The following is a 24,081-nucleotide window of genomic DNA, read 5'->3' as shown; positions in this document are numbered from 1 at the left end:
AGAAGCTGGAGTCCCATGATTGACAAGCAATTCATCGGTTACGAGGTGCCGCCCACGCTGTGGGATGTGGAGAAGGGGCGCATCCGCTTTTTCGCCGAGGTGATCGGTGCCACCGACCCGATCTACTTCGACGCGAGCGCCGCCCAGGCCGCTGGCTACCGCAACGTCGTGGCACCACCGACCTTCATCTTTGGCGCCGAGAGCGATTCGGGGGTGTTGATGACGTTGCTCGACACGCTCAAGATCGACTTGCGCAAGGTCTTGCACGGCGAGCAACGCATTGACTACCACGCCCCGGTGTGCGCTGGCGACACGCTGCGCTTCCAGACCCGCGTCACCGACATCTACGACAAGAAGGGCGGCGCGCTCGAGTTTGTCGTCAACGACACGAAAGTCACCAATCAGCTCGGCGAGCATGTCTCTGACCTGCATTCGGTGGTCGTCGTGCGCCACGCCTGAAGGACTATTCATGAACACTCAAGTAAAAATCCTGGATGTTGGTGACGAAATGCCTGTACTGGAATTGCCACCGATCAGCCGCACCACACTGGCACTGTTCGCCGGTGCGTCGGGTGACCACAACCCGATCCACATCGACATCGACTTCGCCCGCAGCGCGGGTATGAAGGATGTGTTCGCGCAGGGTATGTTGTCGATGGCCTACCTCGGGCGTGCGCTCACCGAATGGGTGCCGCAGCGCCAGCTCCTCAGCTATGGCGTTCGCTTCGCGGCCATGACCCACCTCGGCGACCGCATACGCTGCACGGGCAAGGTGCTTGAAAAGATTGAGCATGCAGGTCGGCCCTGCGTGCGCGTTCAAATCAGCGCGACGAAGGCGACAGGCGAAATCACGCTGGCCGGCGAGGCACTGGTTGCCTTGAACTGAGGCCTCCGTTTGGCGGCCCGACTTTTTATTTATTTCCTTTTAATCACAAGCAAGGACACACCATGAAAACACTTGAAGGCAAAGTTGCCATCGTCTCCGGATCGGGTCGCGGCATCGGCCGCGCCATCGCCATGAAACTCGCCCGCGAAGGCGCCAAGGTGGTCGTCAATGACCTGGACGCCGGCCCGGCCGAGCAGACCGTGGCCGACATCAAGGCCGCTGGCGGCATGGCGCTGGCTTGTGCCGGCAGCGTCACTGCCGACGGCTTCGCTGAAAAGTTCGTCAAGACCGCAATCGACGGCTTCGGCGGCCTGGACATCATCATCAACAACGCCGGCTACACCTGGGACAACGTGGTTCAGAAGATGACGGACGAGCAATGGAACGCGATCATCGACGTGCATCTGACCGCGCCGTTCAAGATTTTGCGCGCTGCTTCGGAGTTCATCCGCGTCGCCTCGCGCAAGGAAGCCGAAGCGGGGCAGGAGGTGTTTCGCAAGGTGGTCAACATTTCGTCCATCGCCGGCACCGGTGGCAACGCCGGTCAGGCCAACTACTCGGCGGGCAAGGCCGGCATCATTGGTCTGACCAAGGCGCTGTCCAAGGAGTGGGGTCGCTACAAGGTGAACGTCAACGCCGTTGCTTTTGGCATGATCAAGACGCGGCTGACCGAGGCACCAGCCAGTGGCGATGCCTCCATCGACGTCGAGGGTCGCAAGATCAAGGTCGGCGTCAACCCCGAGCTGCTGGAAATGATGGAGCGCACCATTCCGTTGGGTCGCGGCGGCACGCCCGAGGAGGCAGCCGGGTCGGTCTACCTGCTGTGCATTCCCGAGTCGAACTACGTCAGCGGACAGACGCTGATCTGCGGCGGCGGCATCTCGATCTAAAGCGCAAGCCGAACGCAGAAAGGCCCACGATGGACATCGATTTCAGCCCGGAAGACATGGCGTTCCAGCAAGAGGTTCGCACCTGGTTCAAAGCCCACACACCGTCCGATCTCAAGCGCAAGGCCGTCACCGGAGAGATGCTGCAGAAGAACGACATCGTTCAATGGCAGCGCCGACTCGATGGCCAGGGCTGGCTGGTCACCGGCTGGCCCAAGGAGCATGGAGGGCCGGGCTGGACGCCGACGCAGCGCTACATTTTCGACCTGGAGCGCGCGGCGGCCAGCGCGCCGGTGGGGCTGTCGATGGGCGTCATCATGCTCGGACCGGTGCTGATTGCCTTCGGCACGCCAGAGCAAAAGGCGCAGTACCTGCCGCGCATCCGCCGCTGCGAGGACTGGTGGTGCCAGGGCTATTCCGAGCCCGGCGCCGGCTCCGACCTGGCCAGCCTGAAGACCACGGCCGTGGCCGATGGCGATGATTACGTCATCAACGGCTCCAAGATCTGGACCACCTACGCGCACTGGGCCACGCACATGTTCTGCCTGGTGCGCACCGCCAACAGCGGCAAAAAGCAAGAGGGCATTTCCTTCCTGTTGATCGAGATGGACCGCCCCGGCATCGATGTCAAACCTATTGTATCGATCGACGGCGAACACCACCTGAACCAGGTTTTTCTGACCGATGTGCGCGTGCCCAAGAGTAATCTGGTGGGTCGCGAAGGTCAGGGCTGGGACATTGCCAAGTACCTGCTCACACACGAGCGCACCAGCATTGCCGGCGTGGCCGACTGCAAGGCGCACCTGTCCAACCTGCGCGTGGCCGCCGCCGAGCGCCGCTCGGGTGGCCAACCGCTGATGGAGGACGCGGCGATGCGGCTCAAGCTGGCGCGCGCCGAGATCGAACTGATGGCGCTCGAATACACCAACTTCCGCGTGCTGGCCGCCACCGCCTCGGGCAAGGCGCCGGGGCCGGAATCCTCGCTGCTCAAGACCATGGGCACTGCGGTGCAACAGACCTTGGCCGAGTTGGGCGTCGAGATCGCCGCCGAGCAAGCCTGGCCCTGGCATGACGGCGGCGAGTTTGGCAGCGGACGCCATGCCCATGCAATGCCGCACTACTGTTTCTCGCGCGCTGCCACGATTTACGGCGGCAGCGACGAGGTGCAAAAGAATGTATTGGCCAAGATGCTGCTGGCCGGCGGCACGCGCTAAGGATCGTCATGAACTTTGATCTCTCCGAAGAACAAAAGATGCTGCGCGACGCGGCACAGAAATTTCTGCGCACCGAATACCGTTTCGATGCCCGCAACCAGATCGTTGCGTCAGCGTCCGGCATGAGCCGGGAGCACTGGCAGCGATTCGGCGAATTCGGCTGGCTTGGGCTCGGGCTGCCCGAGGCGCATGGCGGCTTTGGCGGCGTGGTCGAGTTGATCCAGATCGCCGAGGCGATGGGGGCTGCGCTGGTGGTCGAGCCCTACCTGGCCAGCACGGTGCTGGGCGCGCAGGCGCTGACGCGCGCGGGCAGTGCTGCGCAGCAGGCGGCCTGGCTGCCCGGGCTCGCGTCCGGCCAGCGGATACTCGCATTGGCGCACGGCGAGGCCGATGCCCGTCATGAACTCAGCTATGTGATCACGCGTGCCACGGCCAAGGACGGTGGCTGGCTGCTGTCGGGTCGCAAGAGCGGCGTGCTGGGCGCCCCTTGGGCCGATGGCTTCGTGGTCGTCGCCAGAACCTCGGGCGCAGCGGACGAGCGCCAGGGCATCAGCCTGTTTCTAGTGAGTGCCAAAACGCCGGGCGTGCAGGTGGCGGGCTACCGGTCCTACGACGGCAGTCGCGCCGGTGATCTGATACTCGAACAGGTCGTGCTCGGGGCCGACGCACTGCTGGGCACGGAAGGCGAGGGCCTGGGGCTGCTTGAGCACCTGGTTGATCTTGGCATTGTTGCCGCCTGCGCCGACGCCCTGGGTGCCATGGGCGCGCTGTTGCGCAAAACTGGCGAATACGTCAGCACGCGCAAACAATTTGACGTGCCGATTGCCAGCTTCCAGGTCATCCAGCACCGGCTGGTCGACATGTTCGCCGCGGTCGAGGCCAGCCGCTCCCTGGTGCTGATGGCGGCCCTGCATGCCGATCATGCTGATGCGGCCACCCGCTCGCGTGCCGTGTCGGCGGCCAAGTCGGCCATCGGCGAACGCGCACGGTATGTGGCGCAGCAAGCGGTGCAGCTGCACGGCGGCGTGGGCATGACCGATGAGCTGGACATCGGCCATTACTTTCGCCGCCTCACGCTCTTTTGCAACCTGTTGGGCAGCACCGACCACCACCTGCAGCGCTTTGCGGCGCTGCGTGCGGAGGCCTGATCGCCTGATGACCGACCCACACTGAGCCACTTTAGGGGCTGCCAAAATGAGCTTGATGACATCCACCGCCGCGCCGAACTCGCCCGAGTTCCAGCGCAACCGTGAAGCCTACGAGGCGCGCATTGTTGATCTGCATGAACGCCGCACGCGTGCCCTGGTCGGCGGCCCCGAAAAGGCGCGCCTGCTGCACAAGAAGCGCAAGCAATTGCTGCCGCGCGAGCGCCTGGCTGCCGTACTCGACCCCGGCTCGCCCTTCCTCGAGTTCGGGCAGCTTGCCGGCGACGGCCTGTACGAGGGCGTGCCGCCGGGCGGCAGCATCATCACCGGCGTGGGGCTGGTGTGCGGGCGCGCCTGCATGCTGATGATCCACGATGCCACGGTCAAGGGCGGCACCTACTACGGCATCACCGCTAAAAAGCATGTGCGGGCCCAGATGTTCGCCTGGCAGCACCGGCTGCCGTGCATCACCATGGTCCAGTCGGGCGGCGCCAACCTGCCGGAGCAGGCGCATATTTTCCCCGACGACGGCCAGTTCGGCTCCATTTTCTACAACCAGATCCGCATGTCGGCCGAGGGCATCACCCAGATCGCGACCGTGCACGGGCCGTCTACCGCCGGCGGCGCCTATCTCCCGGCGCTGTGCGACGAAGCGGTGATCGTGCGCAACCAGGGTGCGATGTTCCTCGCCGGGCCCGAGCTGGTGTACGCCGCCACCAAGGAAGAGGTTGACATTGAAACCCTGGGCGGCGGCGAGATGCACAGCCGCATCAGCGGCGTCACTGACCACCTGGCCGAGAACGATGGCCATGCCATCGCCATCGTGCGCGGCATCGTGGCCAACCTCGGTACCGCAGCCAAGCAGCGCTGGGACGTGGTGCCGCCGCTGCCGCCGCGCCATGACCCGCGCGAGATCTACGGCATTGTCAGCGCCGACAACCGGCATCCGACCGACAACCGCGAAGTGCTGCTGCGGTTGATCGACGACAGTGACCTGCAGGAGTTCAAACCCCTGTACGGCGACACCATGATCTGCGGCTTTGCTCGCATCAAGGGCTTTCAGATCGGCATTCTAGCCAACAACGGCGTGATCTTCTCCGAGAGCGCGCTCAAGGGCGCGCACTTCATTGAGTTGTGCTGCCAGCGCGACATTCCGCTGCTGTTCATGGCCGATGTGTCGGGCTTCATGGTCGGCAAAGCCGTGGAGCAGCAGGGCATTGCCAAGCACGGCGCCAAGTTCATGACGGCCATGGCCTCGGCCAACGTGCCGCGCTACACGCTGATCACCGGAGGCTCGTACGCGGCGGCCTACCTGGCGATGTGCGGGCGCCCGTTCAAGCCCAACGTGATGATGATGTGGCCTACCGGCCGCGCCGCGCTGATGGGCCCAGAGCAGGCCGCCACCACCCTGGGCCTGGTGCGCGAGAACATCCACCGGCGCGAGGGCACTAGCTGGAGCGACGAAGAACGCGAGCAATTCAAGCAACCGATACGCGAGCAGTTCGAGAGCTTTTCCAGTCCCTACAACTACGCCTCCAACCTGTGGTGCGACATGGTGATTGACCCGCTGGAAACACGCGACACCATGGCTTTGCTGCTGGAGCTGGCGGGCCGCGTGCCGGCGCGCGACACGCACTTCGGCGTGTTCCGCATGTAATCCTTTGGCCCACCGAATTGAACATGCTCGACGCCATTCTCTCCGGCTGCCGCGTGCTCGACCTGACCCAAAACGTGGCCGGCCCGTTTTGCACCCAGACCCTCGGCGACCTCGGCGCCGAGGTTATCAAGATCGAACGCCCCGGCAGCGGCGACGATGCGCGCCAGTGGAAACCGCCCGAAGTGGCCGGCGTCTCGACCGGCTTCGTGGCGCTGAACCGCAACAAGAAGAGCGTCTGCATCGACCTCGACAGCGCGGCCGGCCAGCAGCTGGTTGCGCGCCTGGCGGCCGGTGCCGACGTGCTGGTGCATTCGCTCAAGCCCGGCAGCGCCGAAGCGCGCGGCCTCGGCGACGAACACCTGCGACCGACCAATCCGCGCCTCGTGTACTGCGCGATCAGCGCCTTCGGCGAGGTCGGCCCGATGCGCGCGCTGCCCGGCTACGACCCGCTGATGCAGGCCTTCACCGGCATCATGAGCGTCAGCGGCCACGAAGGTGACGAGCCGGCGCGCGTCGGCGTGTCGCTCATCGACATGGGCACCGGCATGTGGGCCACGATGGCCATCCTGGCCGCGCTGCTGCGCCGCGCCACAACGGGCGAAGGCATGCGCGTGCACGCCAGCCTGCTCGAGACCGGGCTGTCGTGGATGACGGTGCCGGTGGCGAACTACCTGGCCACCCAGCGCCTACCGCGCAAGATGGGTTCGGCGATGGCGATGATGGCGCCCTACGAGCTCTTCGACAGCGCCGACGGTAAGGTCTTCATTGCTGCAGCGAACGACCGGCTGTTCAGCTGCGTTTGCAGCGCGCTGGCTTGCCCAGAGCTGGCGCAGGACCCGCGCTTCATCGACATTTCGGCGCGCATCGGCCATCGCGAGGCGCTGCACGCCGAGCTCGAAGCGCGCACCCGGCAGCGCAGCACCGCCGACTGCGTGGCGGCGCTGCGCGCGGCCGGTGCGCCCTGCAGCGAGATGCACGACGTGGCCCAGATGCTGGCGCACGAACAGGTGCAAGCGGTCGCCATGCTGGGCGCGCTGCCGCTGCCGGGCGCGCCGCAACACCAGACCATGGGCCTGCCCTTCAGTTCGCAGGGCCGGCGCGGGCGCAGCGGCCCGCCGCCGCCCGTGCTGGGCGCGAGCACCAACGAGGTGTTGACAGCGCTGGGCCTGCAGGCCGATGAACTGGCGGCGCTGCGACAGCAAGGCGTCGTCAATTGACACAGACAAACAAGGCCAACATCCCCATGAACTTCGACTACACCGAGACCCAGGGCCAGATCCGCGCCGCCGTCAAGGAGCTGTGCAAGGGCTTCGGCCCCGAATACTGGCGCCAGTGCGCGCAGGACGGCGCCTATCCGGAAGCCTTCGTCGACGCGATGGCCAAGGCCGGCTGGCTGGCCGCGCTGATCCCCGAGGAATACGGCGGCGCCGGGTTGCCGCTGCTCGACGCCTGCCTGATCCTGCAGGAGATCAACCAGAACGGCGGCAGCGCGGTGCACTGCCATGCGCAGATGTACACGATGGCGTCGATCATGCGCCACGGCTCCGAGGCACAGAAACGCCGCACGCTGCCGCGCATCGCCGACGGCAGCCTGCGGCTGCAGGCCTTCGGCGTGACCGAGCCCGACGCCGGCTCCAACACGCTGGCGATCAAGACCTTCGCGCGCAAGGTGCCGGGCGGCTACGTCGTCAACGGCCAGAAGATCTGGACCTCGCGCTACAGCCACTCGCACATGTATCTGCTGATCGCGCGCACCACGCCGATCGACGCGGTGAAGATGAAGACCGATGGCCTGAGCCTGTTCCTGATCGACATCAAGAAGGCGGGCGCGTCGCTCAAGGCCACGCCGATCCGCACGATGATCAATCACCACACCTTCCAGGTCTTCATCGACAACCTCGAACTGAGCGACGACGACCGCATCGGCGAGGAAGGCAAGGGCTTTTACTACCTGCTGGATTCGCTGCATTCCGAGCGGCTGCTGGTGGCCAGCGAGGCCATCGGCGACGGCCACTGGTTCGTCGGCAAGGCCGCGCGCTACGGCAGCGAGCGTGTCGTCTTCGACCGCCCGATCGGCGCCAACCAGGGCGTGCAGTTTCCGATCGCGCGCGCCCACATGAACATCGAGGCCGCCGAACTGATGCGCAACAAGGCCGCGACGCTGTTCGACGCCGGCCTGCCCTGCGGGCGCGAAGCGACCATGGTCAAGTACCTGGCCAGCGAAGCCGCCTGGGAGGCAGCCGAGGCGGCCATGACCACCTTCGGCGGCTATGGCGTGGCCTGCGAGTACGACATCGAGCGCAAATGGAAAGAGAGCCGGCTGTTCCGCACCGCGCCGATCTCCAACAACCTGGTGCTGGCGCAGGTGGCCGAGCATCTGCTGGGTATGCCCCGCTCTTACTGATGGCCCAGATGCACCACGAAACCCTGCTGATCCACCCCGCGCCGGGCACCGCACCGGAGGACGGCATCCGCTGCCTGGTGCTCAACCGCCCCGAGGTGATGAACGCGATGAACACGCAGATGTTCGTCGACCTGCGCAACGCCCTGCACGAACTGGCCTTCGACGACGGCCTGCGTGTGCTGATCATCACCGGCGCCGGTGAACGAGCTTTCTCGGCCGGCGGCGACCTCAAGCAGCGCGACGGCATGACCGACGGTCAATGGCGGCGCCAACACCAGCTCGCCGAAGAGGTGTTGCTGGCGGTCAAGGATTTCCCGCAACCGGTGATCGCCGCCGTCGAAGGCCACGCACATGGCGGCGGCGGCGAACTGGCGTTGATGTGTGACTACATCGTCGCTTCGCGCGCTGCGGTATTTTCGCTGCCCGAGCTGCGGCGCGGCATCATGCCCGGCGGCGGGGGTATCCAGAACCTCGTGCGCGCCGTCGGTGCGCGGCGCGCCAAGAAGCTGCTGTTCACCGCGCGCCGCTTCTCGGCCGAAGAAGCCGCCGAATGGGGCATGGTCACCGACCTTGCCGAGCCGGGTACGGCGCTGGCCGCCGCAGTCGCCGACGCGCGCGACATCGTGCTGGCCGCACCGATGGCCACCCACTACGCCAAACTCGCCGCCTCGCGCGGCGGCGAGATTGACTTCCACAGCGGCTACATGCTCGACATCGCCGCCTACAACGTGCTGGTGTCCTCGGCCGACAGGCTGGAGGGCGTGAAGGCCTTCAATGAAAAGCGCCCACCGCGCTGGAGCGGACTCTGACATGTTCAAAAAAATCCTGATCGCCAACCGCGGCGAAATCGCCTGCCGCATTGCACACACCTGCCGGCGCCTCGGTATTGCAGTGGCCGGTGTGCATTCGAGTGCTGATCGCGATGCGCTGCACGTTGACCTGATCGGCGAGTCGATCGAAATCGGTGGGGCAACGCCAGCCGAGAGCTACCTGCGCATTGATGCGGTGATCGATGCGGCCCGGCGGACCGGGTCGCAGGCCATTCATCCTGGTTTTGGCTTTCTGGCCGAAAACGCGGTCTTCGCGCGCACGGTCGAGGCAGCCGGCCTCGTCTTCGTCGGCCCGACGCCCGAGGTCATTGAGCGCCTGGGCGACAAGGCGTCGGCCAAGCGCGAGGCCCGCGCCGCTGGCGTGGCCGTGCTCGGCGGCAGCGAGCTGCCCAGCCGCGACGCGGCTGAAGTGGCGGCCACCGTACGCGGCCTGCCACTGCCGGTGATTCTGAAAGCGGCCGCCGGTGGCGGCGGCAAGGGCATGCGGGTGGTGCAGCAATTGGACGGGCTGATGGAGGCCATCGAGTCGGCCATGCGCGAAGCCAAAAGTTCCTTTGGCGACGCGGCGTTGATCGTCGAAGCCTTTGTCGAGCGCGGGCGCCACATCGAGGTGCAGATCGTCGGCGATGGCCATGGCGAAGTGATTCACCTGTTCGAGCGCGAATGCACGCTGCAGCGGCGTCATCAGAAAGTCATCGAAGAGGCGCCAGCGGTGAATCTCGCCCCGGCGCTGCGCGAGGCGATGCTCGGTGACGCGGTGCGCCTGGGGCAGCGACTGCGCTATCGCGGTGTCGGCACGGTGGAATTCATCGTGCAGGGCGACCGTCACCATTTTCTCGAAGTCAACCCGCGGCTGCAAGTTGAGCATCCGGTGACCGAGGAGGTGACCGGGCTGGATGTGGTCGAGATCATGCTGCGCATTGCCGCCGGCGAGGGCTTGCCCTTGCGTCAGAGCGAAGTGCAGGTGCGCGGCCACGCGATTGAGGCGCGGGTCTGCGCTGAAGACGCAGCGCAAAATTTCCTGCCATCCACCGGCGAACTGATCGCGGTGCGGTTCCCGACTTCGGGTGTGCGGGTTGAATCGGGGGTGCGGGCCGGCATGGTGGTCACGCCCTACTACGACTCGATGCTGGCCAAGCTGATCGTTCATGCGCCCACGCGCGAGGCTGCGCTGGACCGTCTGAGTGGGGCGCTGGGCGATACCCAGGTGCACGGCGTCGAAACCAATTGCGCTTTTCTGCAGCGTCTGCTGGCCCTGCCTGCAACGCTAGACGCCAGCTTCCACACCCGTCTGATTGACGAGGTGCTGGCAGAGGGGGGTCAGGGCACGGGTAGCGCGCCGCTGGAGCGGCTGGCTGCAGCGGCGGCCTGGTGGTTGCTCGATGCGCGGCGCAGCAGCAAGCCATTCGGAGCCTGGTCGGCCTTGGACGTGACGGGTTGGCAGATGCACGCTGGCGACGATCGGCTCACGCCGGTTCCGGCGCTGTTGCTGCGCTCGGGAGGAACAACACACGAAGCCCGGTTCGGCGCCGTCTCGCCCGAGTCCGAAGTAACGGTGCAAATCGGCACCGAACGGGTTCGCCTGGCGCTGACCGCCAGCGCCGGGAGCGATTGGCGTTTGCGCATAGGGGATTGTCATGAGGTACTGACCATCGTGCGCAGCGACGATACCGTGTTTGTGCAGAGCGGCGGCACCGCCCACGCCATCGGCGTGACCTCCTACCTCAGCCAGGTCGCCACTGGCCGCCAGGCCAGCGGACAGTTGCGCACGCCGATGATGGGAATGATCCTGAAGACCCATGTGGAGGTTGGCGAGCGGGTACGTGCCGGCGACGTGGTGGCGACGATGGAGTCGATGAAGATGGAGATGCGCATCAACGCCGATCACGATGGCGTGGTGCGCTCGCTGTCGGTGCAGCCCGGGCAGATGGTCGAGCGCGGCCTGGTGGTGGCCGTGGTTGAGTCCGAGGGCGCCGCGGAATGAGCGGCAGCAAATCCAGCATGCGCGCCCCTCTTTGCAAACCTGGTGTTATCCACTGCTCAAAATGACGTGCCCGAGACGGCCCATGACCGGCATCCAACTTCCGAACGGTATTCAGGTTTTTGAGCGCGGCTGGCTGTCCTCGAACAATATTTTGTTCATCGGAGCACAGTCCAGCGCACTCGTTGACAGTGGCTACAGCACGCACGCGGAACTAACGACCGGGCTGGTCAGCGCCGCTTTGCAGCAGGGTCCGCTGGACTTGCTGCTCAACACGCATCTACACAGCGACCACTGCGGCGGCAATGCCGTCCTCCAGGGCAATTACCCAGAACTTCAAACCCTCATTCCGCCAGGCCATGCATCACTTGTCTCGTCATGGGACCCCGTCGCCCTGAACTATGTGCCATCCGGGCAACACTGCCCCCGGTTCAAGTTCGACGGTCTTCTTTTACCTGGCACGGAAATTCAGCTGGCCGACACGGCGTGGCAAATTCATGCGGCGCCGGGCCACGATCCCCATTCAGTCATTCTGTTTGAGCCGCAGTCCCAAACCCTGATCTCGGCAGATGCCTTGTGGGAAAAAGGCTTCGGCGTGGTGTTTCCGGAGCTTGAGGGCGACGCCGCATTCGACGAAGTGGCCGCCACCTTCGACCTGATCGAGCGGCTTGACCCGTGCTGGGTCATTCCTGGCCACGGCCCGGTATTCCGCTACCGCGCCGAGGTGCTGGCCTACGCGCGCGCGCGCCTCAACGCCTTTGTCAAGAGCCCTGACCGACATGCGCACCACGCAGTCAAGGTGTTGCTGAAGTTCAAATTGCTGGATCAGCAGCAACTGCCTTTTGCCGATTTTGTCGACTGGGCCGCCAACACCCGCTACTTCCAGCTCATTCACCAGAGGTTTGTTCCTTCTGTTCCCATCGACCGCTGGATGGAGCAGTTGACGCAAGAGCTTGTGCGTTCAGCAGCCGCACGAAGAGAAGGTGACATGGTCTACAACGCGTGAAATCGGTCACGGAGTGAATCATGCGACGAAGGCGCTGACGAATCAGCGTTCGTATGTGCAGAGCAAGCAATTTTTTAACAGGAGATCAGGATATGAGTGAAGCAGAAACGGTTTTGTACGAAGTGCGCGATGGCATTGCCACCGTGAAGATCAACCGCCCCGAGATGCGTAACGCGCTGTCACCGGCCGCCGCCAACCGGCTGCACGATCTGTGGGGTGAAGTCGATGCCGACAAAAACATACGCGTGGCAATCCTGACTTCTGCCGACTGCGGCACCTTCTGCGCCGGGCTCGACCTGCGTGAGGCTTCGCGTGTCAAGAAGGAAGAAGGCGTGGACATCCTGACCAAGATGAAGGACCCGTTCCATGGCCGCCAGCGCCGTGTGGCCAAGCCCATCATCGCGGCCATGACCGGGCACCTGATTGCCGGCGGCATGATGCTGAGCCTGAACTCGGATTTGCGCGTCGGCCTCAAGGGCACGCAGGTCGGCATCACCGAAACCCGCATCGCCGGGCGCGGTAGCCCGTGGGCCATTCCCCTGCTGTGGATGCTGCCGCAGCCGCTGCTGATGGAGATGGTGCTGACCGGCGACCTGTATCCGATCGAAACCTTTCATGGGCTCGGTTTCATCAACTACCTGGAAGACACGCCGGATGCCGTGCGCGCTCGCGCCACCGCATTGGCCGAACGCATCCGCGACAACGCGCCGCTGTCGGTGATGGCGGGCAAGGAATCGATCATGACGGCGATGAGCGCCGGCTGCGAGGCCGGTATGGCGCTGGCCCACAACATCTACCGTGCCGCTTACGCCAGCGAGGACGCGCAGGAAGGTCCGCGTGCCTTCGCCGAGAAGCGCAAGCCGGTGTGGAAGGGGCGTTGATGTCGCTCCGTGGAGATGCCATGTCCAGCCTGGCCCCTCTGCTGGAGAACAACCGTGCCTGGTCGGCGCGCTGCGCTGCGGAAGATCCGCAGTACTTCGAGCGGCTGGCGCACCAGCAGATGCCGCGCTACCTGTGGATCGGCTGTTCCGACAGCCGGGTGCCGGCCAACGAAATTCTGGGCCTGCGGCCTGGCGAGGTGTTCGTGCACCGCAACGTCGGCAACCTGGTGGTGCACTCCGATCTGAACTGCCTGACGGTTCTGCAGTATGCGGTCGAGGTGTTGAAGGTCGAGCATGTTCTCGTGGTGGGCCACTACGGCTGCGGCGGCGTGCAGGCGGTGATAGAACAGCGCCGCACCGGTCTGGCCGAGAACTGGCTGCGCCATCTGGAGGACGTGGCGCGCAAACACGCTGATCGGTTCGACGGCATTTCCAGCGTTGACGAGCGCGCAGCGCGGCTTTGCGAGATGAACGTGATCGAGCAGGTCAGCAACGTGTGCCGCACCACCACCCTGCGCCGCGCCTGGGAGTGCGGGCAGCAAGTCGAGGTGCACGGGTTGGTCTACGGCCTGCGCGACGGCTTGCTGCGGCCGGTCGGGGGCAGCGTCAACCGCGGTCAGGACCAGCAGAAGCAATACGCCCAGTCTCTTGCTGCGCTTGGCACACTCTGAGTGATACGAAGAATACAAGTAAGGTTATTCCACATGCCAGCCGACACGACAACCCTCCCTGCCCCCAGCATCGCCGCCCAACTGGCCGCCTTCGCGCACGGCCTGACGCCAGACATGCTGCCCGCAGCCGTGGTCGAACAGGCCAAGCTGCTGATGCTCGACGCACTGGGCATCGCCTTGGCTTCGTCCCAGCACGACTTCGCGCACTGCGCTTACCGCGGCTTGCACGCCCTGGGCGGTGCGGGTGACAGCGCCGTCATGGGTGCCTTTGCCCCCCTGCCGCTGCGCGATGCGGTGCTGATGAATGGCATCCTGGTCCACGGGCTGGATTTCGACGACACCCACCCCGGCGCGATCACCCACCCCAGCGCCAGCGCCTTTCCGCTGGCGCTGGGTCTGGCGGCGCAGCGGCATGCCAGCGGGGCCGAGATGATCATGACCTATGTGCTGGCGATCGAGGTGGCGGCACGTCTGGGTGCAGCGGCCCAGGGACGCTTCCACGACGTGGGCTTTCACCCGACTGGCCTGGTGGGGGCTTTTGGGTGCGCACTGGCGGCCGGCAAGCTGATGGGACTGGATCAGGCGGGCCTTGAGCACGCGCAAGGCGTGGTGCTGTCGATGGCATCAGGCAGCATGGAATTTCTGAGCGACGGCGCCTGGACCAAGCGCATGCACTCGGGCTGGGCCGGTGTCAGCGGGCTGACCGCCACGGCGTTGGCCGGTGCCGGATTCCGCGGCCCGTCGCAGCCCTATGAAGGCCGCTTTGGTCTGTACGCCAGTCACCTGGCCGCGCGCGGCCTAAACGCCGATTTGTCCTTGTGCGCGCGCGGCCTGGGCGAGCGCTGGGAACTGATGGATGTGGCGGTCAAGTTGTATCCAACCTGCCACTTCACGCACGCCAGCATCGATGCCGCGCTGGCGCTGCGCGCGGCCGGTCTGCGCACTGACGAGATCGCTTCGGTACAGGTGCTGCTGCCGCAAGGGGTGCACCCGGTGGTGTGCGAGCCGGTGGCGGCCAAGCGGCGACCGGCCAACGTCTATGAATCGCAGTTCAGCATTCACCATCTGGTCGCGCTGGCCCTGCTGCGCGGCGAGCTGGGGCTGGCCGAACTGGATGCCGCCAACCTGAGCGACCCGCAGGTGCAGGCGCTGGCTGACCGCATCGAACACGCGGCCGACCCCGATGCCGATTACCCCACCTTCTTTTCCGGCGAGCTGCGCGTGCGCACGCACGATGGGCGCGAGCTGCGCCACCGCGAGGCCGCGCACCGCGGCGCGCCGGGGCGCCCCATCACGGCCGCTGACATCGAAGCCAAATTCATGGGCAATGCGCTACTGACCTTGCCGCGCGAGCAGGCGCTACGCCTGCTCGACGCGCTGCTGACAGCCGACCGCGCCCCAGATGCCGCCGTCCTGGCGCAGACCCTGACCCATTCCAACACTTCCGGAACCCTCTGATGACGACCAGCCAGTCCGTGGCCTTTGATGCCGAAAAAGAAAATATGGTGCTCGACGCCGTCGAACGCTTTGTGGACCGCGAGATCAAGCCGGTGGCGCAGCGGCTCGAGCATGCCGACGAATGGCCGGCCGACATTGTGGCCGGCATGCGCGAGATGGGCCTGTTCGGCTGCATCATCCGCGAGGAGTACGGCGGCCTGGGCCTGTCGGCCAGCACCTATGCCAAGGTGGTGGAGCGCATCGCGCGGGTCTGGATGTCGGTGTCGGGCATCATCAACTCGCACCTCATAATGGCCGCCTGCGTGCAGCGCAACGGCACCGTGGCGCAGCGCCAGCATTTTTTGCCGCGCTTTGCCAGCGGCGAACTGCGCGGCGGGTTGGCGCTGACCGAGCCCGATTGCGGCACCGACTTGCAGGCGGTGCGCACGGTGGCGCGCCGCGACGGCGACCATTACGTCATCAACGGCACCAAGACCTGGATATCCAACGGCATCCATGGCCAGGTCTTTGCCGTGCTGGTCAAGACCGACCCCGAAGCGCAACCGCGCCATCGCGGCATGAGCCTGTTCATCTGCGAGAAGGGCCCGGGCTTCACGTCCACCAAGAAGCTGGAAAAGCTCGGCTACAAGGGCATCGACAGCGCCGAGCTGGTGTTCGACAACTTTCGCGTGCCGGCCGCCAACTTGGTCGGTGGCGTGGAGGGACAGGGTTTCAAGCACGTGATGGGCGGACTGGAACTTGGGCGCATCAATGTGGCTGCGCGCGGCGTGGGTGTGGCGCGCGCCTGCCTGGAGGAGTCGGTAGCCTATGCCCAACTGCGTCGCACCTTCGGCAAGCCGATCTGCGAACACCAGGCGATCCAACTCAAGCTGGCCGACATGGCCACCCGGGCGGAGGCGGCGCGTCTGCTGGTTGAACAGGCCGCGCGGGCTTATGACGCCGGCCAGCGTTGCGACATGGAAGCCGGCATGGCCAAGCTGTTCGCCAGCGAGGCGGCGGTCGAGAACTCGATGGAGGCCTTGCGCATCCACGGGGCTTATGGCTACTCGAAGGAAATGAATGTCGAGCGCTACTACCGCGATGCGCCGCTGCTGTGCATCGGCGAGGGCACCAACGAATTGCAGCGCCTGATCATTTCCGCCCAGCTGGTGGAGCGCAGCCCGATCTGATGTATCGCCTGGGGCGGCGCCTCAACTCGGCGGTGAATGAACCCCTCGGAGGAAAATTTCTTGAACAACCTGCTGTCCGCTTTCCGGTTCGCCGCCCTGCCCGCCGGGACGAATTCATTTCGCGCCGAGGTGAAGGCCTTTCTCCAATCCAGTTTTGAGCCAATGCCCGCCGACATCCGGGCCCGTTCATGGATGGGTTTCAATGCCGCTTTCAGCAAGAAGCTGGCCGCACGGGGCTGGGTCGGCGTGACCTTGCCGGCGCAATACGGTGGCGCCAGCCTGGACGCCTTCTCGCGCTTCGTGCTGGTGGAAGAACTGCTGGCCGCCGGCGCCCCGGTTTCCGCGCACTGGATCGCCGACCGCCAGAGCGGGCCCTTGATCCTCAAGTTCGGCACGGAGGCGCAACGCCAGTTCTACCTGCCGAAAATCTGCGCCGCCGAGGCGTTTTTCTGCATCGGCATGAGTGAGCCCAATGCCGGCTCCGACCTCGCCAGCGTCGGCACGCGGGCCACGCGCTGCCAAATTGACGGTTCAAGCGGCTGGCGGCTGAACGGCCGCAAGATATGGACCACCAACGCGCAGCACTGCCACTACATGATCGCGCTGGTGCGCTCGTCGGGCGAGCCGCAGGACCGGCAAAAAGGCTTGTCGCAGTTCATTGTCGATCTGGCATTGCCCGGCGTGACGGTGCGCCCGATCCGTGACCTGGCGGGTGATGCACATTTTTCCGAAGTGTTCTTCGACAACGTGCTGCTGACCGACGACGCGTTGATCGGCCATGAAGGCAGCGGCTGGGCGCAAGTCAATGCCGAACTGGCCTTCGAGCGCAGCGGCCCGGAGCGGGTGTACTCCAGCATCGTGCTGCTGGAGCACTGGATCACCTGCCTGCGCAAGACACCGGCGGTCTCGGTCCATGCCGCCACCATCGGGCGTTTCGCCACGCACCTGGCCACGCTGCGCAACATGTCGATCGCCGTCACGGCCAAGCTCGTCAACGGGGACAGCCCGTTGGTCGAAGCGGCCCTGGTCAAGGACATTGGCACCGAATTCGAGCAGAGCATTCCCTCTGTGATCGAAGCCGCCCTCGCCATGGACCCGGACGCCCTGGTCGATGCCGAGTTGTACCGCGCCGTGGCTTATGTGAGCCAGATGGCGCCCACCTATTCCCTGCGCGGCGGCACGCGCGAGATCCTGCGCGGCATGATCGCGCGCGGTCTGGGTCTGCGCTGAAAAAGAAAGCATTCCATGTTTGCACAAGCGATTGAAGATATCCTCCAGGACCAGTGCACGCCCGCCGTGGTGCGCGCGATTGAAGCGGGCGGCTCGCCGCTTAAGCTGTGGCAGGCGCTGCAAGGTGCCGGCTTCCTCGAACTGCTGGCGTCCGAGGACGCTGGCGGTGCCGGCCTCCCGCTGGCCGATCTGTTCCCGATACTGTGCAGCTTCGGCCGCTACACGGTGCCGGTGCCGGTGGCGCAGACGATTGTGGCGCGAGCGCTGCTGGGGTCGCAGTTTGCGATGCCCAGCGGCATGATTACGCTGGGCGCTGCGTTGCGGCGCGAGGCCGGTGGCGCTATCGTGTGCTCTTTCACACCTTACGGCATGCTGGCGGATTTCGTGCTGGCCCAAGATGGTGATGCCTTGTTGCTGCTGCACTGCGCAGCGGCGCAGCGTGAAGCAAGCGGCGTGCACGGGAGCCTGACGGCCACCCTGCGCTGGTCCGATGCGCGCGTCGCGACGCACGTGCCCGGCGCTGGCCCGCTGCTGCCGACGTTCGCGGCGGCCTTGCACGCCGCCGTGCTCAGCGGGGCCATGACCCGTGTGTTCGAAATGACACTGAAACACTGCAATGACCGCATCCAGTTCGGCAAAACCCTGGGCAAGTTCCAGGCGGTGCAGCACCAGTTGAGCGTCATGGCCGAACATGTGGCTGCTGCCTCGATGGCAGCCGAAGCGGCCTTCCACACCGACGCTGCGGCACCGTCCCTGCTCGCCGCAGCGATGGCCAAGTCCCGCACCAGTGAGGCGGCGGTTCTGGTCGCCTCCATCGCGCATGCACTGCACGGCGCTATCGGTATTGCGGAAGAATACGACCTGCAATTGCTGACCCGGCGCCTGCACGAGTGGCGCATGGCGCATGGCTCGGAGGCGCACTGGAATGTGTTGATCGGCCAGCGCGTGCTTTCTGCCGATGTGTCCATCGTTGATTTTGTGCGGTCTGTTTAGCCGCCGCTTTTGTGCCCACGATCAGCGGCGAAGTGATCGACACCCGGGGCTTGCAACAGTTTCGGTTCATCGATCCGGCTGTTGCGCTAACGACTTGCCCCCGCCAAGCGCTTCACTGAAGAAGTCGATGAAGGTTCTCAGCTTGGGTGTCACGTACTGCCGATTCGTGTAAACCGCATACAGCGTGAAAGGGGGCACCGTGTAGGTCGGCAGCACGCGCGCGAGGCAGCCCGCGGCCAGATCGTCGTCGACCGTCCATTCGGGGAGGAACGCCATGCCCATGCCGGCGTGCATCGCGTGATAGGTGAGCGTGCTGTCGTCCGAGCGCATCACCGCATTCAGCTTGATCCGCGCCTTGCCGGCAGGTCCCTGCATTTCGAGGCCATCGAGGTTCACGTAGTTGGGTACCACGGCGCTGCACCTGACCAGATCGGAGGGTCTGCGCGGAGAGCCTTCGCGCTTCAGGTAAGCCGGGGTTGCGACCAGGTGGAACTGCACGGGACAAATCGGCCGTGCAATCAGCGCCGGGGACAGTTCGCGCGTGGCGCGCAGCGCGAGGTCGTAGCCGTCGGCGACCAGGTCGATCTTGCGGTTCTCCAGTCGCATGTCGACCAGCACCTCCGGATAGGTGTTGCGGTAGGCCGCCAGTACGCTGGCGAAATGCCGGTTTGCACACCAGACGGGCGCGCTGATTTTCAATTGTCCGCGTGGTGCCTGCGCGCTTTGCCGAAGCGCCGCTTCGGCAGCCTGCAGCGTGTCGAGCGCCTCGCGGCATTGTGCGTAGTACATCGCGCCGGCCTCCGTCAGGCTGAGCTTGCGGCTGGTCCTGTGCAGCAACCTCGCACCGAGGTCTCGTTCGAGCTGGGCGACATGCTTGCTGGCCATCGGAGCGGACATGGTGAGGCGCGCCGCGGCGCGGGAAAAGCTGCCAGCCTCGACCACTTCCCTGAAAACGCGAAGGCTGGTCAGACGATCCATTTATGGTTTCTTGTGAGGAAATGATGTGTTAATAATACAGCTATTGATTAACCAAAATTAAACATTAAGCTATTCCTCATGGTCAGTCGGGTAGACATCCAGTCTCAAAGAGGCTGCCCATCAGCCGCGCTTTCGTTGATGCCTTCAACCAATGCCGTATCACTTCTTAATCATCCTCAGGAGCTCAACATGAGTAAGCCGCATATCGCCGCCACCACGCCGTTCGCAATCGACGTGGAAAAAGGCAAGGACTACTACTGGTGTGCCTGCGGTCTCAGCAAATCGCAGCCGTTCTGCGACGGCAGCCACAAGGGCGGCGAGTTCGTGCCGACCAACTACAGCGCCGACGAAAGCAAGACTGTCTATTTTTGCGGCTGCAAGCAAAGCAAGAACGGCGCGCTTTGCGACGGCACGCATAAAGCTCTGTAAGAGCGGACCATGCCCGTGACAACGGAGCGATTGCCGACCTACTTCATCTCACACGGCGGTGGGCCCTGGCGATACATGATGGCGCAGTCCAACGGCATGTACGACCGTCTGGCGCAGTCCCTGCGGGACATGCCGCGCCAGCTCGGCGAGCGACCGAAGGCGGTGCTCGTGATCTCCGCCCATTGGGAGGAGCGCGAGTTCACCGTGATGGCCGCCGAACGGCCTCCCATGGTTTACGACTACGCTGGCTTCCCCGAGCATACCTACCATGTCCAGTACCTGGCTCCGGGCCTGCCAGCGCTGGCCGAGCAGGCGCGGCAGTTGATCCAGACCGCAGGGTTCTCGGCGCGGCTCGATGCCCAGCGCGGGTTCGATCACGGCAGCTTCGCGCCGCTGGTGGTGATGTACCCGCTGGCCGATGTGCCGGTCGTGCAACTGTCACTGCGCGCGGGCTATGACCCGGCAGAGCATTTGGCCGTCGGCCGTGCCCTGGCGCCGCTGCGCGAGCAGGGCGTGCTGATCGTCGGCAGCGGGCTGAGCTACGACAACACGCGCCGCATGGGGCCGTCCGCCGCAGGGCCGTCAATGCAATTCGACGACTGGCTGCAGCAGACCTTGATCACCACCGAGCCGCACCAGCGTGAGCAGCGGCTGATCGACTGGCAAGACGCGCCGGCCGCCCGCGTGGCCCATCCGCAAGAAGACCATCTGCTGCCCCTGATGGTGGCGGTGGGTGCCGCCGGGCATGATGAAACCGTGTGCGTGTACCACGAGGAAGGCTTCTTTGGCGGCGTCACCGTCTCCAGCTTCAGGTTCGGCCAGGAAGGCGGGGTCTGAGTGGCGGTGGCTTGCTGGGCCGGTAGGCGCTTGTCGCCGGAGGGGTGTTGCCGGTTACCCTCGCGGCAGGTGTACAGCAACAAACGATGAAGTGCGAAGACGGAGAACCGCATGACAAGTTATCTCAGCCATCAGCGCCGTGGCGCTCGCCCACAAACGACGCCAAGCGACCCGCACACGCAGCTTGAACAGAATGCGCCGGTAGAACTGCAAGAGCTGGTTTTCGAGAGGGGGCAGTCCCTGGGCAGCGTGGAAGTTGGTCCGAGCCAGGTGTCTGTTCCCGGAGCGCGTGCTTTTTATTTACCGCGATGCGGATGCCAGTCCTTCGGCGCCTTCATGTTCGGCAAGGAGTTCGCCCACATCCACCCGCCCAGTGACGGCAGTCTGCACATGACCTTGCCGCCCGAGATCGTTCCCCAGGTCATCGAAAACGGCTGGGCGGAGTTGCATCCGCTGGCGGGTCAATATGGCCTGCCCGGGAACATCGTGATGGTCTATGGGCCGCGTGACGACGAGGAACTGCAGGTGGTTTGCGATTTGCTGACGGCGTCGCATACTGCGGCGACATCGTCAGAGGCGTGAAAAATCCGGGGCCACATCCTGCCCGTCAGGGCAGGATATGGCGCACAACCAGGCTCAAGCTTTTGCAAGTTTGCCCTGCAGCTCGGCCACCGTTTCCGGGTTGACCAGCGACGACAAGTCGCCCGGACTGTCGCCCTTGTACAACGCCCGCACCACGCGGCGCATGATCTTCATGTTGCGCGTCTTGGGCAGGTCGCTGACCAGCAGCACCTGCCGGGGGCGGTAGGAGGCGCCCATGCCATGGACGACCGCCTGCGACAGTTCGGCCTTCAGCGCCGCGTCCGCCGCCACGCCGGGCATCGGCACGCAGACGCAGACGATGGCCGAGCCCTTGATCTCGTCGGGCACGCCGATCACCGCCGCCTCTGACACCTTGCCGGTGCCGGTGAGCAGGGTTTCGATCTCCGACGGGCCGGTGCGCTTGCCTGAGACCTTAATCGTGTCGTCGCTGCGTCCGAGGATGTAGAACAGGCCGTCCGCATCGCGCATCGCAAAGTCGCCATGCACCCAGACGCCCGCAATGGTGCGCCAGTAGCTGTCGAGGTAGCGTTCGTCGTCGCGCCACAGGCTCTTGGTGAAGCCGATGTTGGGGTTGCGCAGCACCAGCTCGCCGACCTGGCCCGCGCCGACCGGCTCGCCGCTTTCATCGACGATGTCAACCCCGGCGCCGAGCCCGCGCGCGCCGAACGAGCCTGGCCGCAAGGGATGGTGCAGGGTGCCGGTGAAGTTGCAGCCGCCCACCTCGGTGCCGCCGACGATGTTGAGGAACGGCAATTTCTCTTTGCAGATGTGCTTGAAGAACCAGCGCCAGGGCGCCTCGGTCCAGGCCTCGCCGCCGGAGCAGGTGATGCGCAGCGAAGACAAGTCGTAGCGCTGGACTTCTTCGTCGCCGTAGCGCATCAGGCTGCGGATCAGCGTGGGCGCGACACCCAGGTAGGTGACTTTGTGATCTTGCACCAGGCGCCAGAAGCGGCCCGTGTCGGGGAAGTCGGGCGTGCCTTCGGCCACCAGCAGGCTGCCGCCGAAATAGCTCGGAATGCAGGCGCACATGGCGCCCACCATCCAGCCCATGTCGCTCATGAAGAAGAAACGGTCGCTCGACTTGAAATCGGCACAGATGTGCATGTCGCGCGTGACCATCGAGCCCAGGAAGCCGACGTGCGTCCAGACGCAGCCCTTGGGCTTGCCGGTGGTGCCAGAGGTGTAGAGCAGCACGGCGGGCGCGTCGGCGGCCATCTCGGCGGTCGGCATGTCGTGAGGCTGGCCGGCGACCAGGCTGGCCCAGTCGTGGTCGCGTCCCGGCGTCATCGGGCAGGGGGCGGCGTCGCCCAGGTGGCGCAGCACCACCACGTGCTGCACGCTGGGCACCTCGGCAAGTGCTTCGTCCAGCACCGACTTCATTACGCCGGGCGTGCCGCGCCGCCAGGTGCCGTCCACCGTCAGCACCGCCTTGGCCTCGCCGTCGTTCAGGCGGGCGACAATGGGCTGCGGCCCGAAGCCGGAGAACAGCGGCATCAACACGGCGCCAATTTTCAGTACGGCAAAGAATGCGACAAAGGTCTCCGGCAGATTGGGCAGGTACAGGCCGACCCGGTCGCCCTGGCCGATGCCCAGCGACTGCAGCGCTCCGGCCAGGCGGCAGACTTCGGCGTCAAATTCGCGGTAGCTCAAGGACTTGCGGTTTTTCGGGTCTTCGCCCTCCCACACCAGGAAAGGCTGGTCCCACACCGGCGTTCCGCGGTGCCGTTCCAGGCAGTTCAGCACGATGTTGGTGGTGCCGCCGATGCACCAGCGTGCCCATTCGATGCCGCGCGAGGTGTCAAGCATCTGCGTGTAGGGCTGGTAGAAGCGGAAGTCGCAGAACTCGAACACCTCTTGCATCAGCCAGGCCGGATCGGCGTCGGCACGGGCACTCAAGTTTTCGAAGTCGGACTCGCCCACTTTGTGCAAAAAAGCGGTCAGGTTGGACTGCGCCATCAGTTCAGGGGAAGGCGCCCAATCAAACGGTTGTTTGGTAGAATTCATGTGGCAATCCTATCCGAACGTCGTATTGGAGTCCAGCGGTGCAGTCTCACCGCGTCGTTTCTTCTCCGCAGCTCTACGTAGTCAGAAAGGCGGTCTATCCGTGCATGTCGACGAAGCGATCCGCAGCCGAAAATCGGTCAGGCGGTTTCTACCTGCCTCCGTTCCTTCCTCGGTGGTGCAGCACATTCTGAGCGTGGCGGCGCGTGCCCCGAGTGGCAACAACGTGCAGCCGTGGAAGGTGTATGCGGTGGCGGGTGAGGCCCGGCAGCGCCTGTGTGATGCCTTCATTGAGGCGGCCACGCACGAGCCTGACCGGCATCAGCCCGAGTACGCGTATTACCCCACGACCTGGGTCGAGCCTTATCTGGAGCGCCGGCGTCGCTGCGGTTTCGGTTTGTATGCCAGCCTGGGCATCGCCCGCGACGACGCGGCGGCACGCGAGCGCCAGATGCTGCGCAACTACACGTTCTTCGACGCGCCGGTGGGGCTGCTCGTCACGCTCGACCGCCGTTTGAACACTGGCAGCTTCATGGACCTGGGCATGTTCATCCAGAACATTCTGGTGGCCGCGCGCGCGCAGGGACTGCACACCTGTGCGCAGGCCGCGTTTGCCTGGTTCCACAAGGTGGCGCGCGCCCAGTTGCCGATCAGTGACCACGAAATCCTCGCCTGCGGCATCGCCCTCGGGCACGAGGATCTGTCGGCCCCGGAGAATGCCTTCATTACCGAACGAACCGATGTGGAGGCGTTTGCCAGCTTCCATGGTTTCGATCCCCAGAGCTGACCAAAGCTTTTCGTTGATTTAATCAAAATTTTCT

23 protein-coding genes are annotated in these 24,081 nt (G+C 64.9%); 21 read left to right on the top strand and 2 right to left on the bottom strand.

From position 1 onward, the window contains the following. Positions 1-15 precede the first annotated feature (15 nt). The 17 genes from KYG_RS13255 (at position 16) to KYG_RS13175 (ending at position 18,412) form a co-directional block, all read left to right on the top strand. On the top strand, positions 16-459 hold the full coding sequence (locus KYG_RS13255) for a MaoC family dehydratase N-terminal domain-containing protein (protein WP_008905420.1): 444 nt from the start codon (positions 16-18) through the stop codon (positions 457-459). Positions 460-469: 10 nt separating this feature from the next. Beyond that, complete coding sequence (locus KYG_RS13250) at positions 470-886, top strand: MaoC family dehydratase (RefSeq protein WP_008905419.1); 417 nt, start codon at positions 470-472, stop codon at positions 884-886. Positions 887-948: 62 nt separating this feature from the next. Continuing rightward, positions 949-1,776 carry an SDR family NAD(P)-dependent oxidoreductase gene (locus KYG_RS13245; RefSeq protein ID WP_008905418.1) on the top strand — a complete coding sequence of 276 codons (828 nt, stop codon included), beginning with the start codon at positions 949-951 and terminating at the stop codon, positions 1,774-1,776. Between the two features lie 29 nt (positions 1,777-1,805). Continuing rightward, positions 1,806-2,987 carry an acyl-CoA dehydrogenase family protein gene (locus tag KYG_RS13240; protein ID WP_008905417.1) on the top strand — a complete coding sequence of 394 codons (1,182 nt, stop codon included), beginning with the start codon at positions 1,806-1,808 and terminating at the stop codon, positions 2,985-2,987. A gap of 8 nt (positions 2,988-2,995) precedes the next feature. After that, a complete protein-coding gene (locus KYG_RS13235; protein ID WP_008905416.1) occupies positions 2,996-4,135 on the top strand; it encodes an acyl-CoA dehydrogenase family protein in 1,140 nt (379 codons plus the stop codon). Between the two features lie 46 nt (positions 4,136-4,181). Further along, positions 4,182-5,789 carry an acyl-CoA carboxylase subunit beta gene (locus tag KYG_RS13230; protein WP_034694543.1) on the top strand — a complete coding sequence of 536 codons (1,608 nt, stop codon included), beginning with the start codon at positions 4,182-4,184 and terminating at the stop codon, positions 5,787-5,789. 23 nt (positions 5,790-5,812) lie between these two features. Beyond that, positions 5,813-7,006 (top strand): CaiB/BaiF CoA-transferase family protein, encoded by a 1,194-nt coding sequence (locus KYG_RS13225; protein WP_008905414.1) that lies wholly within the window; start codon positions 5,813-5,815, stop codon positions 7,004-7,006. Between the two features lie 26 nt (positions 7,007-7,032). Beyond that, on the top strand, positions 7,033-8,193 hold the full coding sequence (locus tag KYG_RS13220) for an acyl-CoA dehydrogenase family protein (RefSeq protein ID WP_034694541.1): 1,161 nt from the start codon (positions 7,033-7,035) through the stop codon (positions 8,191-8,193). Positions 8,194-8,201: 8 nt separating this feature from the next. Then, the gene (locus tag KYG_RS13215) at positions 8,202-9,002 is read left to right on the top strand and encodes an enoyl-CoA hydratase/isomerase family protein (protein WP_034694601.1); all 801 of its coding nucleotides are present in this window, start codon (positions 8,202-8,204) and stop codon (positions 9,000-9,002) included. A 1-nt stretch (position 9,003) separates the two neighbouring features. After that, the gene (locus tag KYG_RS13210) at positions 9,004-11,007 is read left to right on the top strand and encodes a biotin carboxylase N-terminal domain-containing protein (RefSeq protein ID WP_008905411.1); all 2,004 of its coding nucleotides are present in this window, start codon (positions 9,004-9,006) and stop codon (positions 11,005-11,007) included. Between the two features lie 82 nt (positions 11,008-11,089). Further along, the gene (locus KYG_RS13205) at positions 11,090-12,010 is read left to right on the top strand and encodes an MBL fold metallo-hydrolase (RefSeq protein ID WP_008905410.1); all 921 of its coding nucleotides are present in this window, start codon (positions 11,090-11,092) and stop codon (positions 12,008-12,010) included. Between the two features lie 92 nt (positions 12,011-12,102). Next, positions 12,103-12,891 (top strand): enoyl-CoA hydratase/isomerase family protein, encoded by a 789-nt coding sequence (locus KYG_RS13200; protein ID WP_008905409.1) that lies wholly within the window; start codon positions 12,103-12,105, stop codon positions 12,889-12,891. Between the two features lie 20 nt (positions 12,892-12,911). Beyond that, entirely contained in the window at positions 12,912-13,562 is a 651-nt protein-coding gene (can, locus tag KYG_RS13195) for a carbonate dehydratase (protein ID WP_034694598.1), read from the top strand. Positions 13,563-13,595: 33 nt separating this feature from the next. Continuing rightward, a complete protein-coding gene (locus KYG_RS13190) occupies positions 13,596-15,020 on the top strand; it encodes an MmgE/PrpD family protein (protein WP_008905407.1) in 1,425 nt (474 codons plus the stop codon). Beyond that, the gene (locus KYG_RS13185) at positions 15,020-16,189 is read left to right on the top strand and encodes an acyl-CoA dehydrogenase family protein (protein WP_008905406.1); all 1,170 of its coding nucleotides are present in this window, start codon (positions 15,020-15,022) and stop codon (positions 16,187-16,189) included. Before KYG_RS13190 ends, KYG_RS13185 begins: the two co-directional genes overlap by 1 nt. Positions 16,190-16,249: 60 nt before the next feature. Continuing rightward, on the top strand, positions 16,250-17,419 hold the full coding sequence (locus KYG_RS13180) for an acyl-CoA dehydrogenase family protein (RefSeq protein ID WP_008905405.1): 1,170 nt from the start codon (positions 16,250-16,252) through the stop codon (positions 17,417-17,419). Between the two features lie 15 nt (positions 17,420-17,434). Beyond that, positions 17,435-18,412, top strand: a complete 978-nt coding sequence (locus tag KYG_RS13175) for an acyl-CoA dehydrogenase family protein (protein ID WP_008905404.1) — start codon at positions 17,435-17,437, stop codon at positions 18,410-18,412. Between the two features lie 66 nt (positions 18,413-18,478). On the opposite strand, the gene KYG_RS13170 is transcribed toward KYG_RS13175, so the two are convergent. Then, positions 18,479-19,390, bottom strand: coding sequence for a LysR family transcriptional regulator (locus KYG_RS13170; RefSeq protein WP_008905403.1), 912 nt, complete (start codon positions 19,388-19,390; stop codon positions 18,479-18,481). Positions 19,391-19,579: 189 nt separating this feature from the next. Between KYG_RS13170 and KYG_RS13165 the strand changes: the two genes are divergently transcribed. From KYG_RS13165 to KYG_RS13155, 3 genes are all read left to right on the top strand, one after another. After that, positions 19,580-19,819 (top strand): CDGSH iron-sulfur domain-containing protein, encoded by a 240-nt coding sequence (locus tag KYG_RS13165; RefSeq protein WP_008905402.1) that lies wholly within the window; start codon positions 19,580-19,582, stop codon positions 19,817-19,819. A 9-nt stretch (positions 19,820-19,828) separates the two neighbouring features. Continuing rightward, on the top strand, positions 19,829-20,656 hold the full coding sequence (locus KYG_RS13160; protein WP_034694537.1) for a class III extradiol ring-cleavage dioxygenase: 828 nt from the start codon (positions 19,829-19,831) through the stop codon (positions 20,654-20,656). A 111-nt stretch (positions 20,657-20,767) separates the two neighbouring features. Next, positions 20,768-21,238, top strand: a complete 471-nt coding sequence (locus tag KYG_RS13155) for a luciferase family protein (protein ID WP_008905400.1) — start codon at positions 20,768-20,770, stop codon at positions 21,236-21,238. 54 nt (positions 21,239-21,292) lie between these two features. Here KYG_RS13155 and KYG_RS13150 read toward each other — a convergent pair whose 3' ends face one another. After that, complete coding sequence (locus tag KYG_RS13150) at positions 21,293-23,263, bottom strand: AMP-binding protein (protein WP_008905399.1); 1,971 nt, start codon at positions 23,261-23,263, stop codon at positions 21,293-21,295. Positions 23,264-23,363: 100 nt separating this feature from the next. Between KYG_RS13150 and KYG_RS13145 the strand changes: the two genes are divergently transcribed. Continuing rightward, positions 23,364-24,047, top strand: a complete 684-nt coding sequence (locus KYG_RS13145; RefSeq protein WP_034694535.1) for a nitroreductase — start codon at positions 23,364-23,366, stop codon at positions 24,045-24,047. The last annotated feature ends 34 nt before the right edge of the window (positions 24,048-24,081 follow it).

The organism is Acidovorax sp. NO-1, from assembly GCF_000238595.1.
Lineage (GTDB): Bacteria > Pseudomonadota > Gammaproteobacteria > Burkholderiales > Burkholderiaceae_C > Acidovorax.
This window is presented reverse-complemented; position numbering and strand designations above follow the sequence as displayed.